Origin of the sequence: Phaeodactylibacter luteus (assembly GCF_007993045.1) — a bacterium.
In the GTDB taxonomy this organism is placed as follows: domain Bacteria; phylum Bacteroidota; class Bacteroidia; order Chitinophagales; family Saprospiraceae; genus Phaeodactylibacter; species Phaeodactylibacter luteus.
In genome coordinates, this window is sequence record NZ_VOOR01000019.1 from 41,063 (window position 1) to 56,064 (window position 15,002).

Sequence of the window (15,002 nt, forward strand, 5' to 3'; positions counted from 1 at the left end):
GAAGCTAAAAGCTCTGACATACGCTATGAAAGTCATCGATCCCGCTCTAACTGCCACTAAAGACATGCACCAATACCTCCTTGGTGCTGTTTCTCCCCGCCCTATCGCTTTTGCCAGCACACTGGGCCCCGACGGAGTGCCCAACCTCGCACCGTACAGTTTTTTCAACTGTTTCAGCTCCAACCCGCCTACGGTCGTTTTTTCCTCCAACCGAAGAGGGACGGACGCCTCCGTAAAGGATACCTTGCGGAATGTGGAAGCTACCGGGGAGGTGGTCATCAATGCCGTCAACTATAATATCGTCAGGCAAATGGCCCTAGCGAGCATCGACTATCCAGCATCCATCAGTGAGTTCAGCAAGGCTGGCCTTACCCCAATTGCCTCCGACCTGGTAAAGCCTTTCCGGGTAAAAGAGTCTCCAGCGCATCTGGAATGTAAAGTCCGGGATATCATCACCTTGGGTGACCAAGGCGGGGCGGGGCACCTCATCATCTGCGATGTGGCCCGCATGCACATCAGCGAAGAGGTACTGGACGAGAATGGGAAAATCAACCCCCACAAAATAGACCTGATGGGGCGCATGGGCCGGGCTTTTTACGTACGTGCCAGTGGAGAGGCCATACACAAAATTGTACAGCCTGTCAATGTGCTGGGCATTGGGTTTGATGAACTTCCAGCAGGCATCCGGAACAGCAAGGTACTGACCGGGAACAACCTTGGCATGCTGGCCAGCATACCTCAGCCCCCAGCTCCAGAAGAAGCCTTGAGGTTGAAAGAGGAAAGCTACATACAGGAAGCGTTGAACAGCCCTGACCCGGTACAAGCGCTGCACCTACTGGCTCAGAAAGCACTAGCGCGGGAGGAAGTGGCCCTCGCTGCACGCATTGCCTGGCTTTCCGCCTCCCTCTAAACGCTTGGGCGTGAACCAAAATGTCGCAGGCGTTTATGCTTTTCGGGGTTTATAGCCTGGCATCGGCCTAGCGCTGCGAAGGGGTGGCCGAAGGCCAGACCCGACGCCTGTAGGGCGAGGGGCCGAGCGGACAGCGAGCCCCGTAGCATAGCGGCACCTGCCCTCACGGCAGGGGCAGGCCCCTATCCTTGCGGAGGGGGCAGGCAAAAAAACGGCAATCTGGTTTGCACGCAAACGCTTTTTATGTCCGTGGCAGGCTGAAATCGATTTCGGTATTGTCGCCAAGGTTGAGGCTTTGGCGCAAGCCCGTAATAGCCGTATCGTTGCCTACCACTGAGCGCTGTAGGATGACCTCCTTGATGTGGGCGTAATTCCCAATGATGGAGTCTTTGATGATGGTGTGGCTGATGCGTGCATTATTGCCAATGGTGACATGAGGCCCGATGATAGAATTGGAGATTTTACAGTTCTGCCCAATACTGACCGGATGGATGATAATGGAGTTGTCAAATTGGGGCAAATTGGTAGAGGCATAACCTTCGCGGTCGAGGAATGCAGCGTTGGTATCCAACAGGACTTCCTTTTTCCCGCAGTCGAACCAATTGTCCACCACCACTGTGGAGAACCGTGCCCCCTGTTCAATCATCCGCATAAAGGCATCGGTGAGGGGGAATTCGCCATTAGAGCGGATGTTGTGCTTGATGTTGAAGTCAAGGGCTTCAATGAGCTTGCCTGCCTGCCGCACTTTGTAGAACCCCACCATAGCCATATCCGACTTAGGGATTTTCGGTTTTTCTGCCACCTTTCGGACTTCGCCCCCGGGCCCTAGCTCCACGACCCCAAATTTGCGGGGGTCCTGTACTTTTTTGATGCAAAGGCAGGAGTCCGGGCTATTGAGCACCCGTTTGAAGTCGACATCAATGATGATGTCCCCGAAAAAAACCACCACATCGCTATCCGGGTCGAGCAGCTCGCGGGCGGTCCAGATGGCATGGCCAGACCCCAGGCGGTCATCCTGTGTAATGTATTCGCGGTTGATGTGGGGGTATGCCCGGTCTACATAATTCCGGATTTTTTCTCCCAGGTAGCCGATGACAAAAACAAAGTCACGGATCCCCTGCTCGATCAGCTGATCGATGATAAAGGAGATGATCGGCTTCCCTGCGACCGGGATAAGCGGTTTGGGCTGTGTGTAAGTCAACGGGCGGAGGCGGGTGCCTGCGCCGGCAACCGGAATGATGGCTTTCATGGTACACAGTTTGGCGAGGGGGTGCGGCTAGAGCTCGCCCTCGAAGAGGGATTCGACAAAGGCACGCTTATTGAAGATTTGCAGCTGCGTAATACCTTCCCCTACCCCAATATACTTAATAGGGACTTTGAACTGATCGGAAATGCCTATGGCCACCCCCCCTTTGGCTGTCCCATCCAATTTGGTGAGTGCCAGGGCGGAGACATCTGTGGCATCGGTAAAGTGCTTAGCCTGCTCAAAAGCATTTTGCCCTGTGGTTGCATCAAGGACAAGGAGGACCTCATGCGGGGCGCCATCCAAGCTTTTGCTTACCGACCGGCGAATTTTGGACAGCTCGTTCATGAGGTTGATTTTGGTATGCAAACGCCCGGCGGTATCAATGATAGCGACATCGCAATTGTGCTGAATAGCGTACTGTACCGTTTCGAAGGCGACTGCAGCGGGGTCAGCCTGCATGCCTTTGCTGTAGAAGTCGCAGCCTACCCTTTCCGACCAGATTTTCAGTTGGTCCACGGCAGCAGCCCGGAAGGTATCGCCTGCTCCGAGAACGACCTTTTTGCCTTGGGACTTGTACTGATGCGCAAGTTTGCCGATGGTGGTGGTCTTCCCGACGCCATTGACCCCTACAACCAAGATGATACAAGGCTTTGCGGCAGAGGGCAGGGTATAGTCTTCGAGATCTACCGTATTGTGCTCAGCCAACAGCTGCACAATCTCATCGCGGAGCAGCTCATTCAGCTCTTTGGTAGTCACATACTTATCGCGGCGCACCCTTTGCTCAATGCGGTCAATGATCTTGACGGTGGTATCTAAGCCTACGTCTGAAGAGATCAGGATAGATTCGAGCTCATCAAGCACCTCGTCGTCTACAGTAGACTTACCGGCCACGGCTTTGGTAATTTTACCAAAGAGGTTGCTTTTTGTTTTTTCGAGCCCCTTATCGAGGTCTTCCTTCTTGTCTTTGCTGAAAAATTTCTTGAAAAAACTCATAGTGATAGGTTATGCCCGGAATATACAAAGAGGCTTCTCTTTACACGAAAGAAAAGCCTCTTGGCATATCAATGGAGCTTGTAAACAAGCAGAATTACTTGCTAGCGAAGAAATCCTTAACGGCATCTTTGTGGATCATCACCTCTTTGTAAGAGTACTTGCCCGTTTTGGGGTCCTTGATGCTCTTGATAACTTTCACATGGTCGCGGCCTGAACCTGCGTTAGCGGCACGTTGTGCGACCCGGGCGTTTTTAGATACTTTCTTAGCCATTATGCTGCAATTTAAAAATAATTAGAGAAGATTGACACCACAAAAGTAAGCCATTCAGCCTATACAGGCAAGTCTACTTGATTTCCCGGTGTACCGTTACCCGTTTCAGTACAGGGTTGTACTTCTTCAGCTCAAGGCGGTCAGGCGAGTTTTTGCGGTTTTTCTCTGTAACGTAGCGGGAAGTACCAGGCATCCCAGTTTTCTTATGCTCAGTGCACTCCAGGATAACCTGAATGCGGTTGCCTTTGCTTTTCTTTGCCATTGCTCAAAAATTTATAGACTTAAGGCTTGGCGGGCGGCCACCGAGCCAGAATATATCTTTACAGTTCTACGCCAACGTCGAAGCCTTTGAACTTCTGACGCTTGAGGAACTCGTAAATGCCGATTTTATCAATAGTGCGCATTGCGTGCGCAGAGACTTTAATGGTCACCCACTCATTCTTTTCCGGAATGAAGAAGCGCTTCTTGTGCAGGTTGGGTACGAAGCGGCGCTTAGTCTTGCGGTTAGAGTGAGATACGTTGTTCCCGGCCACCGGGCGCTTACCAGTAAGTTGACAAACCTTAGACATGTCGTATTCCTTTTAACCAAACAGCTCAACGCTCGGCAACTGAGGCTCGCGGCATTGAGCTGATTGTGATGTTGTGTGGTATTTCGAGAAGTAGTGACTCTGTCAGGATTCGAACCTGAAACCTCTTGATCCGTAGTCAAGTGCTCTATCCAGTTGAGCTACAGAGCCTTTTTGCTGTTAGCGGCTGCAAAGATAAGTAAGCGTTTTTAATCCAGCAAATAATTTTTCAAAAAAGTTGCTGCCGCCTTATCGTTGCGGGATGGCAAAGATAAGAAAGAAACCCCAAAGCCGGAAAAATAATTTCCAGCTTTGGGTTTTTTCTGCCCCTATCATTCCCTGAGGAACTCAAGCTCATCCTTGGCACTAAGCTGTACCATCACCGAGGGCTGTGCCAAGGACTTATCGCTGCGGCGGTGATGAACGATATAATCTACCTGCTCGATCACATCTGAGCTGACGGCGCCGAAATTGGCTGGGAACCTGCCCAGCCTGAGGTCGGCAGGCAAAGCGACGACAGGCTTGCCCAGGGCACGGATCAGCTCCCGGCAGTAATCGTCCTGTACGATACGGATAGCCACGCTCCCATCGGGGTGCAAAGCTTCGGCAGGCAGGTTGCGGGCAGCCGGGTAGCGTACCGTAAGCGGCCGGAGGTGGAAGTGCAGCAGGGTCTCAATACGCGGGTGGAATTCTTCCACGTACTGTTGCAGCATAGCCGGGGAGTCTACTAATAGCTCGAGATATTCATCGGGAGCCAATTCTTTCAAAGCACGCAGTTTGGCCACTGCTTCAGGCGAGGTAGCATCTGCGCCGATGCTCCACACCGTGTCTGTGGGGTAGAGCACTATGCCGCCACGCCTCAACACCTGCAAAGCCGGCTTGAGGTCGTAACGGGCAGCGGCCGGGGCCCTCCCGTTTGTAAAAGTCATCATACCCATAGTAGTTTCAGTTATGTACGTAATAACACGCTTACCTGCCGATCAGGCAGAGCCGTTGAAAATGCCTATTTTTGAGCGTGTTGGGAATTTAGTAATCGGCCTGTCCCGCTAGACAGCGGGACACTTTTTTGCTTACACTTCGCCCCGAAAACCATCCTTTAGCTTTGGCTAAGCTCCGGTTCTCGACTAGAAGGCCAAAATCCCAAGACGCTCTTAGATACGGTTTTTGATGAATCGCCCTGGCCACAGATTGGCCAGAATTGCCGGCTGTCCGGCGAAAGCACCTGACTCCGGCAAAGGAAGGTCTTGTCAAAAAGATTGCGAACAGCTAAAATATGCGGCCAAAGTCAGAGGCAGTTCAAAACTATCCCTATCTTAATCTGCTGCTTCTTATTGGTAGGGCAAAGCCTGCACTGCCGATCATTTGAATCTTTAGTCCATTAATAACCTTGTTTTGCCGGCACTATTGCCTGCCTCCAATAAATTCACATAGGAACGATGCCGAATCTCTGCATATTATACCGCCCGCTCATTTTTCTATCGCTCCTGCTCAGCCCGGCAGGGGCTGCACAGGCTGCGCACATCATCGGGGGCGAAGTGACCTACGAGTGCCTTGGCTGGACAGGCGGCGACCCCAACAGCGGCACCCGGGCGTACCAGTTTTATATGAACATTTACCGGGATTGCCAGGGGGGCGGAGCGGCATTTGACTCCGCTCCGGGCGCAGCTTTCAACGCAACGGCCACGGTTTTCCGCGCAAGCGATGACGAGCCACTGATGATCATCAACCTAGGCTCCCCTACCATCAACTTTGTTGACCCCGAAGTGGGCAACCCCTGCATCATCGTGCCTTCAAACGTCTGTGTCCAACAAGGGGTTTACACCTTCCCCATTCTCGACCTCCCTGTTTTGGACGAAAGCTATTACATCACTTATCAGCGGTGCTGCCGCAACAACACCATTACCAACATCATTGACCCCGGCGGCTCCGGCGCTACCTACTCCATTGAGCTGACCGCCGCCGCTCAGGCTGTATGCAACAACAGCCCAACGTACAACTTCTTCCCGCCCCCTGTCATTTGTGCGAGCGAGCCTTTAAATTTTGACCACTCTGCCACCGATGAAGACGGGGATCAGCTCGTTTATGAATTTTGTGCCCCTTTTCTGGGAGGCGGGCTAAATTTTGATTTCCCCTTTGAGGAAGATGGGCTTGCGCCCAACCCGGAGTCTCGCCCTCCCTATGAACCCGTGGACTTCCTTAGCCCTTTCTATACCCCTACCAAACCATTGGGGGTAACGACAGATATTGCCATAGACGTGAACTCTGGCCTGATCACCGGCACACCGCTCGACTTGGGGCAGTTCGTAGTGGGCGTTTGCGTAAGCGAATTCCGGAACGGGGAGCTGCTCAGCGTTGTACGCCGCGACTTCCAGTTCAATGTAACCACTTGCGACCCTGTGGTCAGGGCGGATATAGCAGAAGATAATGCCGTCGGTGCAGACTTGTACATTTCCCAGTGCGCCAACCGGAATGTATTCATCATCAATGAAAGCTTTGACCAAGCCTTTATTGATGAATACCGATGGGAGTTCGACCTCGGGGGGGGTAGGGATACGGTACTGAGCACCTGGAATGCACTGCTCGACTTTCCGGAGTACGGCACCTTTCCCGGCCGGCTCTTGCTGAACCCTGGCTCTGAGTGCGGAGATACTGCCAATATCATTGTAGAGCTGTTCCCTGAAATCAATGCGGACTTCAGCTCCTCTTACGATACTTGTGTGGCAGGGCCGGTACAGTTTACGCCAGAGATAGAAGCCGGAGCGGCTGTCGTCAACTACGCTTGGGATTTTGGCAACGGCGATGGCTCTTCTAATGAAGCGCCCAACTACAAATTTGCAGAAGCCGGCACCAAACTAGTGCGCCTAAGGGCGATAGACGAAAATGGCTGCCGGGATTCTACCATTAAGGCCATCGACTACTTCCCTGTACCAGCCCTGATCCTCGTTTCGCCCAATACTTTTGAAGGCTGCGCGCCAGCCAGTATTTTCTTTGACAACCTTTCTGAGCCCGTCAATACCAGCTATACTACGTTTTGGGATTTCGGTGATGGGGGTACCTCCAATGACATCAGCCCGACCCATGTTTTCACAAAAGAGGGTGTCTTTGACGTTCAGTTGGAAATCACTTCCCCTATCGGATGTGTGACAGATACCATCTTCCCGGCACTGATCAGGGTAGAGCCTGCTCCAGTGGCGAACTTCACTTTCTCGCCAGACCGCCCGGACAACTTCAACCCTGAGGTCGTATTCACAGACCTATCGACTGGGGTTGACCAATGGTTCTGGCAGTTGGAAGGGCCTGTGACATCAACCCTTCAGCACCCCACACACGTATTTAGAGATACAGGGCGGCAGGAAGTCAGGCTGGTCGCCACCCATCCACTTGGTTGTCAGGACACTGCCGTGCAGGTGGTGGACATACGGCCGCAGACAACCTTTTTCCTGCCCAATGCATTTACACCCAACGATGACGGGCTGAATGATGTCTATAAAGGGAAAGGGTTCCTGCGGGGGTACAGCGGCTTCGAGCTCCTGATCTGGAACCGTTGGGGGGAAGTTGTTTTTTCCTCAACTGACCCACAAGAAGGCTGGGACGGGAAGTTCAGCAATAGCGGTCAGCCCGCCCCTCAGGGCAGCTATCTGGCCCGGCTGACCTATACCGGCCCAAGGGGCGAGCCCGTAAGGATACAGTCGACCGTCACCCTCATACGCTAAATCAGGCGCAATGGCGTTCTAGATATACCTCAACCCGAGAAAACTGCACATATGACCATGCATAGCAACCTTCTAAAAAGTATACTGCTTATCGCTGCGCTCGCAGGCAGCAGCCCTCTTCTGGGCAAGCACATCATCGGCGGCGTGATGACCTACGAATGCCTTGGGGGAGATCAATACCAGATCACCCTAAGGGTATACCGTGACTGCAACTGTACAGACTGTGCCGATTTTGACGGGGTGGCGAATATTGCGGTTTACAATTGCAGTGGCAACTGTGTAGGGGAAAGCCAAAGCAACCCGGTACAACAAATTGACGTTCCGCTTTTGGATGTACAAAATGTCACTGAGCCCGATTATCCTTGTCTAGTCCCCCCGGATGTATGTGTGCAGGAAGGTATTTATCAGTTCAATTTGACGCTGCCAGAATCTCCAGAAAGCTACTTCATCGCCTATCAGCGTTGCTGCCGGAACATCACGGTCTCCAACCTGATTGCCCCTGGGGATACGGGGGCGACCTACTTTGTAGAAATCACGCCTGAGGCGCAGCAAGGGTGCAATAGCAGCCCTGTATTCAATGAGTTCCCCCCTATCGTCATCTGCGCGGGCGCCCCGCTGGAGTTTGACCACAGCGCTACGGATCTAGATGGGGACCAACTGGTCTACTCCCTTTGTGCCTCTCACGATGGCGGGGGCAACCTGCTCTCCTCTGGCTTGTACGAAACTTGTGATGGGGCACGCCCCAACCCGGCCTGCCCGCCTCCTTACGACAATATCAATTTTTTCAGCCCTACCTACACCCCCACACAACCTATGGGGGCAGATGCCAACCTCTCCATCGACCCCAACACTGGCTTGCTGACAGGCACGCCTAACAATTTGGGGCAATACATCGTGGCCGTCTGTGTAGAAGAATACCGCAACGGTGTCCTGATCAGCCGCACCACTCGAGATTTCCAGTTCAATGTAGCCAGCTGTGACCCCACCGTAGTCGCTCAGGTAGATGCCACCACCGTTACGCCCGACCTCGAATACGTCATCACTTCCTGCGGGGAAAACACCATCGCTTTCGGCAACGAAAGCTTCCAACAGGCGAATATCGATACTTACGAATGGCGGTTTATGATTGAAGGCCAACAAACCTCCTTTAATGATTGGGAGCCGACGGTCTCCTTCCCCGATACCGGGGTATACTATGGCAACCTCATTTTAAACCCCGGCACCATCTGCGGGGATACAGCAGACATCCGCGTGCAGATTTACCCGGACCTCACTGCAGATTTTGATTTCGAATACGATACCTGTGTGGCAGGGGAGACGGTCTTTGAGGACCTCTCCATTGCTGAGTCTGGAGAAATTACAGCCTGGTCTTGGGATTTTGGGGACGGCGGAGCATCAGAGATGCAGGACCCTATTTACACCTACGCGCAGCCTGGCAGTTTCCCTGTCGCTTTAACGATTACCGACATCAATGGGTGCCAGGATACACGCGAGCGGATCATTGACTACTTCCCTGTGCCGGAGGTAATTGTTATTGCACCCAGCGAATTCAATGGTTGTGCACCGGCTAGTATATTCTTTGACAACCTTTCCACCCCCATCAGTGAGGCCTACGATATTACTTGGGAGTTTGGGGATGGGGGCAGCAGTGGGGCCATCAGCCCGACGTATACCTACAACGCCCCCGGTACTTATACGGTAGCGATAGACATCGTCTCTCCGCTTGGCTGTCAGACCGACACGACCTTTGGCAACCTCATTACTGTCAGGCCTTCCCCAGAAGCCGGTTTTACGTATATGCCCGAACAGCCCAGCAATATTGTGCCGACAGTCACCTTTACGGATGCATCATCCGGAGCCATACGCTGGTTTTATGATTTTGGGGACGGGCGCAGCTCCACCATGCCGAGCCCTGCCCACACTTACCGGGATACAGGCGTTTACGAGGTCCTCCAAATTGTCACTCACCCTAGCGGTTGCCTAGATACAGCGGTACAAGTGCTGGATGTGGTGCCGGAGGTCCGCTACTTCTTGCCCAATGCTTTCACCCCAAACAGCGACGGCCTCAACGACGAATACAGAGGGACCGGTGTGCTGGAAGGGGCTTCGGGCTTCCAACTGCTCATTTTCAACCGCTGGGGCGAACAGGTTTTTGAAACAGACGACCCTCTCGAAGGCTGGAACGGCCAAAAGAACAATATGGGCGACCCTGTCCCTGCAGGAGTGTATATGGTTTTGGTGAAATTTAGAGGCCCAAGAGGGGAGCCTTACGAATATCAGAGTACAGCGACGGTGGTCCGATGATCTCCCCAGCCACTATTGCACCACAAGAGGCAAGGTAACCACCTGCCCGCCTATCTCTGCCCTTAGCCAATAAAGCCCCCTAGGGAAGCGGTAGACAGGCACCTCTACGCTCCAGTACTGCCGCTTTTCTGGCCAGGCTTGCGCCCAAACCATCTGCCCGGTTGCATGAAGGAGCTGCAGGTGCAATGAGGCTGCTCCGTACCCGTCAGCAAGGAAATGGGCACGCCCCCTCGTTGGATTAGGCTGCACACGGCAGTGCTGTTGCCCGACGGGCTCGGCCCGTGCCTCTGTCAGGACCGAAACCATTGCTGTTGTTTTTTGCGTATCGCAACTGTTCCAAGCCGTCAGCATCACCTCATAAGTGCCGTTAATGGCATATTGATGTATGGGGTTTTCCGCTGAGCTGAACGCCCCGTCTCCAAAATCCCACTCAAAGCCAAGGCTATCCCCTTGAGACTGATTGGAAAAAGCTACAAGCCCATTGTCGCCCGGCTCCCAGCTGAAGCCTGCGGCTGGCGGAGCAATGGCCAGCACTTCTCCTGAAGCGGTGTCTGCACCTGACTCATTCCATACCACCAATTCAACTTGGTAAGTGCCGGGCGATTCAAAAACCACGGTTGGCATTTCTTCTTGGGAGGTGGGGGGCAGGCCATTTTCAAAGGACCAATGCAGAGAATCGGCCCCCACCGAGGTGTTAATAAATGTTGCCGCGAATGGGGCACAGCCTGATCCCTGTAAAAATTCATAGGCTGCTGTAGGCGGGGCGGGCAGAAGCGTTAAAAGCAAGGTGTCAGAAGTTTCCCCACAGCTATTTGCAGCTGTCAGTACCACCTCATAGTCGCCCGGGCCAGCGTATAAATGGGACAGCTCGCCCCCCTCCCCTGTGGCACCATCCCCGAAATCCCACTGTAGTAGGCTTGATAAGGTGCCTACTGCAGTAAAATTAACCAGATAACCTTCTACTTCTGCTTCGATGCCCACGATTGGCAAAGCTTCCACTGAAATTGGCTGCACCAGCGTATCGGCACCCGCCATATTTTCGACTACCAGCGTCAGCTCGTATTGCCCTGCTGCTGCATAGGTAAAAGCTGCCATCGGCTCATTTGAGAATGGGGGCGATGCACCGGGGGCTAGCCAAAGCACTTCATCTGTTTGCGCTACCCCTTCTGCTTCCACTTCAACGCTAAAGGGCGCACATCCTTCGCTAGACGCTAATACGAACTGAGCAGCAGGCGGCAAGATGATCTCTACCGCAGCCATAACCGTATCCGCCCCACAAGCATTTATAGCAATCAGTGCTACCTCGTACAGCCCTGCAGCTTGATAAACATGACTAGGCCCCTCTTCCCCTGAGAGCTGAGAGCCATCACCGAAATCCCACTGCCATTGCAGCCCCCCGGTGCTGTTGTTGATGAAATCAACCGCCGCCCCATCTGTTTCAAAGGTGAACGCGGCCTCAGGCTGCCCGGTTACCCATATCGGAAAGGTATCGGTGGCTTCACCCGCTGCATTAGCTACATAGAGCACAATATCATAAGCGCCCGGGCTTGCATACACAAACGTTGGCGCATCTCCGTATGCAGTATCTGGGCTCGCCCCTTGCGCGATCCATAAGCGGGTATCTACATACCCCGTAGCAGCATCTACTGGAGCGATTGAGGCTGGTGCACAAAAAGTATCCCAAGGTAATTGAATGCTTGCATCTGGGGGCAGCACAAGCCGGAACTCAGCTGTAGATGTAGCGGCATCACATTCATTGTAGACGGTAAGCGAGACCATATACAATCCGGGGGAGCTGTAGGTGTGTACCGGCATCACCTCTGTGCTGCTGCTACCGTCTCCGAAGTCCCATTCAAAAGTAAGCCCATTGATGGAGTTGTTGATAAAACTAACCGTCAGGTTTCCAGGGAGCACCTGAGGGATAAAGGCGCTTTCCGGTAGGCCGGAAACCACTATCTCTTGTATAAGGGTATCTGCCCCTGTTGAATTAGAAACCACGAGCTGCACCTCATAGGTGCCCGGTGATTCATAGCTTACGATAGGGTCAGGCTCGGTGGAAGCCTCAGGGAAACCACCGGGAAAACTCCAAGAAAAATCAGCGGCATCCGCAGAAGAAGTATTGATCATTTGAACGAGGACTGGCGCGCAGCCGGAAAGGAAGTCGGTGAAAAAGCCGGCCTGTGGCGGCCCTGCCACTACGACCGGAACCGAAAAAGTGGCAGTCCCGCATTTGTTCATCGCTTCAAGGGTAACCAGATAGGAGCCGGGGGCCGGGAAAGTGTATACCGGGTTGGCAGAGGCAGCCTGTTCGCCTGTGCCAAAATCCCAGAGCAGTTCTGTGCCGGGGGCGGCCTGGCTTTCAAAAGCAGCCGTGCTGCCGTTCAGGTTAAAACTAAACGCTGCTGAAGGCTCAGACTGCACCTCAATATAAGACTGCCGTATCTCCGTATCGCTGCCCGCTTCATTGGCCACACTCAACACCACAGTGTAGCTGCCTGGGGATTCGTAAGTTACAATAGGGTTGGGCAAGGTGGAAGATGCCGGCTCTCCTCCGGGAAAAAACCATTGCCAGCTGTCCGGCTCCCCGGCGCTTCCATCCATAAACTGAACCTGCATGGGGGCACACCCCTGTATAGAGTCGGCTGAAAAGGCAGCAACAGGGGGCAAGGAGCTGTCTCCGCAAGCACCGGCCAGGCGCACATTATCAATGTAAAGATTGTTGCCGTATTGGTTGGTGTTCTCCAGTTTGATACGTAGTGCAGCAGTGCCAGAAAAGGGGCTTAAGTCTACTGAAATACAGCCAGGGCTCTCTTCCCCAAAGCACCAGTCTTCCGAGCTTTGGGGCACAAAGGGGGATACTCCATCAGGGGCGGTAGCGAAATTACCCTGCCCGGACTCTGCCCCTTCATACACCAAGTGGGGGAAGGTAGCCCCATTATCCGTAGAGACGTATATCCGGAAGGTATCCACGAAGAGGGGGCTGTGGCGCTGATAGGCATAATCCAAGTCCAGAAACAGGCTTTCCTGGCCATCACAATCTATGGCAGGGGATATGAGGGCATCGGCCTGCCCTTCCGCATCATAATTATAATTGGGCATAAGCGCGGCGCGGCTCCCTAGCAGCGCCCCCCCGACAACTGAGGGGCGCCAAGTGGTTGCACCGTCGGGGTTAATGACTTCCCATTGGGCAAGCCCCTCCTCAAAATTTTCAAAAAACAAAACTTGCTCACTTGGGCTCCCTACGGTAACGGGCATGGACAGCCCAAAGCTCCCACCTGCCGCCCCTTGTGCGTTCAAGGTAGCGATATAAGTCCCTTCCACGGGGTAGTAGACCACGGGGTGTTGAAGGCTTGAGGCAGACGGGGTGCCGCCTGGAAAAGACCATGACCAGCTCGTGTATATGGTGGAAGAGGTATCAAAAAAAGCGACATAGCTTTCCGCACATACACTGTTCCAGGGGGTTGCAATGCCTGGAGCTGTATTTTGAGCAGTTAGGCCACTGAAAATCAGCAGGGAAATCAGCAGGGTTAAGGGAAAGTTGTGCATAAACGGTTTAGGTTTTGGTTTGGCACCGCTCTAAGAACATGCTTGAAGTTTTGCCCCTTTGCAAATCAGCGCTTAACGAACCGGGCGTCAACCAACAGGCGTAGGCGTTTAAGCTTTTCGGGCTTTAAGCCTGGCATTGGCCTAGCGCTGCGCAGGGGTGGCCGAAGGCCAGACCCGACGCCTGTAGGGCGAGGGGCCGAGCGGACAGCGAGCCCCGGAGCATAGCGGCACCTGCCATCGGGCAGGGGCAGGCCCCTATCCTTGCGGCAGGGGCAGGCAAAAAAAGACAATCTGGTTTGCGCCCAACGAACCTGACTTACTCACCAAATTTTCATTTAGCCCGCTAAAATCAAATTTAGTGGCTTCGCCAGCCCCCTCCGGTCATGCTGACAAAGCAGGCAGGCATAGCGCTTTGATTTTCGTAACGAAGCCGCTCCAAGCGAGGGCTAAGATACCTGAATTGAAGCAATTGATGCCTAACTCAGCCCGGCGACAGGCCTGGCAGAGAACAATTTTCTGTTTTATTGTTTTGTTAACCCAAAGCTGATAGCCAACTCCATGCCGGTGCCACGCCTTATATTTGCAATGGAATTTCCCGATCAACAGCTTGTTGGGATTTTAGCCTTCTAGCCGAAGAAGCAACAACTTTTGGATTATACAAGGCCTGGTAACCGGAGTGATGCCCGAGCCCCGCTTTTCATACATAAAGAGCGGGAAGGATTTCCGGGACAAAGTACAATCGAAAAATTGCCCTCTAGCTGAGCAGGATAGACCGATTACTAAGCTTTGCACCTAAGGGGCTCGCCCCCTAATAAAAACTGTAGCATGAATAAAACCAACCGTCTCCGATTCTTGGCAGCCTTGATCGCCTGCCTTTTTATTTTCGGTTCTGCCACCGCACAGCGCAGTGATAATACCGACCGTTTCTTCGACGAAAGCCAAGGCATAAAGCATAGGCTTTGGTATGGAGGGGGAGTTGCTTTGGGCTTTAGCGGAAACAGCTTCAGCAGCCTTTTCCAATTTGGCCTTTCCCCTCTTATCGGTTTCAAAATCACAGAAAACATCTCAGCCGGGCCCCGTTTTTCCGTCCTATATAGCCACTACCGGCAAGATATTGGCTTTGACCGGGTAGCACGTGCCAACCTTTTTGACTACGGAGTGGGGGCTTTTGCAAGGGTCAAAGTCGTACGCGGCTTTTTTGCACACCTCGAATACGGTGCAGACAACGAGGAGTTCCCAACTGACGTGAACAGCTCCGGCACAGCATTTGACACTGGCCGCAGCTTGCGGAACAACGGTTATATCGGTGTAGGATATAACGACAGCAGCAACAGCATTTGGGGCTACGACATTTACGTGCTTTACAACGTCCTTTTGCCAGAGAATTCTTTCCGCAGCCCATTCGACCTCCGTTTTGGCCTTACCTACAACTTCTAAACTTGTACTCTGCAAA

11 protein-coding genes and 1 tRNA gene are annotated in these 15,002 nt (G+C 53.2%); 4 read left to right on the forward strand and 8 right to left on the reverse strand.

All coding sequences use genetic code 11. The annotated features are described in order from the left end of the window. Positions 1-25 precede the first annotated feature (25 nt). Positions 26-910: a flavin reductase family protein gene (locus FRY97_RS10615; RefSeq protein WP_147167506.1), complete on the forward strand. Its 885-nt coding sequence runs from the start codon at positions 26-28 to the stop codon at positions 908-910. Positions 911-1,151: 241 nt separating this feature from the next. Here FRY97_RS10615 and FRY97_RS10620 read toward each other — a convergent pair whose 3' ends face one another. The 7 genes from FRY97_RS10620 to FRY97_RS10650 all read right to left on the reverse strand — a co-directional run bounded on the left by FRY97_RS10620 (position 1,152) and on the right by FRY97_RS10650 (position 4,918). Beyond that, positions 1,152-2,159 (reverse strand): sugar phosphate nucleotidyltransferase, encoded by a 1,008-nt coding sequence (locus FRY97_RS10620; RefSeq protein WP_147167507.1) that lies wholly within the window; start codon positions 2,157-2,159, stop codon positions 1,152-1,154. 27 nt (positions 2,160-2,186) lie between these two features. Beyond that, positions 2,187-3,149 carry a signal recognition particle-docking protein FtsY gene (ftsY, locus tag FRY97_RS10625; protein WP_147167508.1) on the reverse strand — a complete coding sequence of 321 codons (963 nt, stop codon included), beginning with the start codon at positions 3,147-3,149 and terminating at the stop codon, positions 2,187-2,189. 94 nt (positions 3,150-3,243) lie between these two features. Continuing rightward, entirely contained in the window at positions 3,244-3,420 is a 177-nt protein-coding gene (locus tag FRY97_RS10630; RefSeq protein ID WP_147167509.1) for a DUF4295 domain-containing protein, read from the reverse strand. 73 nt (positions 3,421-3,493) lie between these two features. Further along, the gene (rpmG, locus tag FRY97_RS10635; protein WP_147167510.1) at positions 3,494-3,682 is read right to left on the reverse strand and encodes a 50S ribosomal protein L33; all 189 of its coding nucleotides are present in this window, start codon (positions 3,680-3,682) and stop codon (positions 3,494-3,496) included. Between the two features lie 58 nt (positions 3,683-3,740). Beyond that, on the reverse strand, positions 3,741-3,989 hold the full coding sequence (rpmB, locus tag FRY97_RS10640) for a 50S ribosomal protein L28 (RefSeq protein ID WP_147167511.1): 249 nt from the start codon (positions 3,987-3,989) through the stop codon (positions 3,741-3,743). A 94-nt stretch (positions 3,990-4,083) separates the two neighbouring features. Continuing rightward, positions 4,084-4,157 (reverse strand) — tRNA-Arg (locus FRY97_RS10645). Positions 4,158-4,318: 161 nt separating this feature from the next. Further along, positions 4,319-4,918 (reverse strand): L-threonylcarbamoyladenylate synthase, encoded by a 600-nt coding sequence (locus FRY97_RS10650; protein WP_170254590.1) that lies wholly within the window; start codon positions 4,916-4,918, stop codon positions 4,319-4,321. 504 nt (positions 4,919-5,422) lie between these two features. Here FRY97_RS10650 and FRY97_RS10655 point away from each other — a divergent pair. Both FRY97_RS10655 and FRY97_RS10660 read left to right on the forward strand, forming a co-directional pair. After that, positions 5,423-7,699, forward strand: a complete 2,277-nt coding sequence (locus FRY97_RS10655) for a PKD domain-containing protein (protein ID WP_147167513.1) — start codon at positions 5,423-5,425, stop codon at positions 7,697-7,699. A gap of 51 nt (positions 7,700-7,750) precedes the next feature. Next, complete coding sequence (locus tag FRY97_RS10660) at positions 7,751-10,003, forward strand: PKD domain-containing protein (RefSeq protein ID WP_246141674.1); 2,253 nt, start codon at positions 7,751-7,753, stop codon at positions 10,001-10,003. A gap of 12 nt (positions 10,004-10,015) precedes the next feature. Here the strand turns inward: FRY97_RS10660 and FRY97_RS10665 are convergent, their stop codons facing one another. Continuing rightward, a complete protein-coding gene (locus FRY97_RS10665; protein WP_147167514.1) occupies positions 10,016-13,549 on the reverse strand; it encodes a PKD domain-containing protein in 3,534 nt (1,177 codons plus the stop codon). Between the two features lie 825 nt (positions 13,550-14,374). Here FRY97_RS10665 and FRY97_RS10670 point away from each other — a divergent pair. Further along, on the forward strand, positions 14,375-14,986 hold the full coding sequence (locus tag FRY97_RS10670; protein WP_147167515.1) for a hypothetical protein: 612 nt from the start codon (positions 14,375-14,377) through the stop codon (positions 14,984-14,986). Positions 14,987-15,002 lie beyond the last annotated feature (16 nt).

Coding starts and splice junctions, on each gene's coding strand:
- FRY97_RS10615 (WP_147167506.1), top strand. CDS start 26: ATGAAAGTCATCGATCCCGCTCTAACTGCCACTAAAGACATGCACCAA.
- FRY97_RS10620 (WP_147167507.1), bottom strand. CDS start 2,159: ATGAAAGCCATCATTCCGGTTGCCGGCGCAGGCACCCGCCTCCGCCCG.
- ftsY (WP_147167508.1), bottom strand. CDS start 3,149: ATGAGTTTTTTCAAGAAATTTTTCAGCAAAGACAAGAAGGAAGACCTC.
- FRY97_RS10630 (WP_147167509.1), bottom strand. CDS start 3,420: ATGGCTAAGAAAGTATCTAAAAACGCCCGGGTCGCACAACGTGCCGCT.
- rpmG (WP_147167510.1), bottom strand. CDS start 3,682: ATGGCAAAGAAAAGCAAAGGCAACCGCATTCAGGTTATCCTGGAGTGC.
- rpmB (WP_147167511.1), bottom strand. CDS start 3,989: ATGTCTAAGGTTTGTCAACTTACTGGTAAGCGCCCGGTGGCCGGGAAC.
- FRY97_RS10650 (WP_170254590.1), bottom strand. CDS start 4,918: ATGATGACTTTTACAAACGGGAGGGCCCCGGCCGCTGCCCGTTACGAC.
- FRY97_RS10655 (WP_147167513.1), top strand. CDS start 5,423: ATGCCGAATCTCTGCATATTATACCGCCCGCTCATTTTTCTATCGCTC.
- FRY97_RS10660 (WP_246141674.1), top strand. CDS start 7,751: ATGACCATGCATAGCAACCTTCTAAAAAGTATACTGCTTATCGCTGCG.
- FRY97_RS10665 (WP_147167514.1), bottom strand. CDS start 13,549: ATGCACAACTTTCCCTTAACCCTGCTGATTTCCCTGCTGATTTTCAGT.
- FRY97_RS10670 (WP_147167515.1), top strand. CDS start 14,375: ATGAATAAAACCAACCGTCTCCGATTCTTGGCAGCCTTGATCGCCTGC.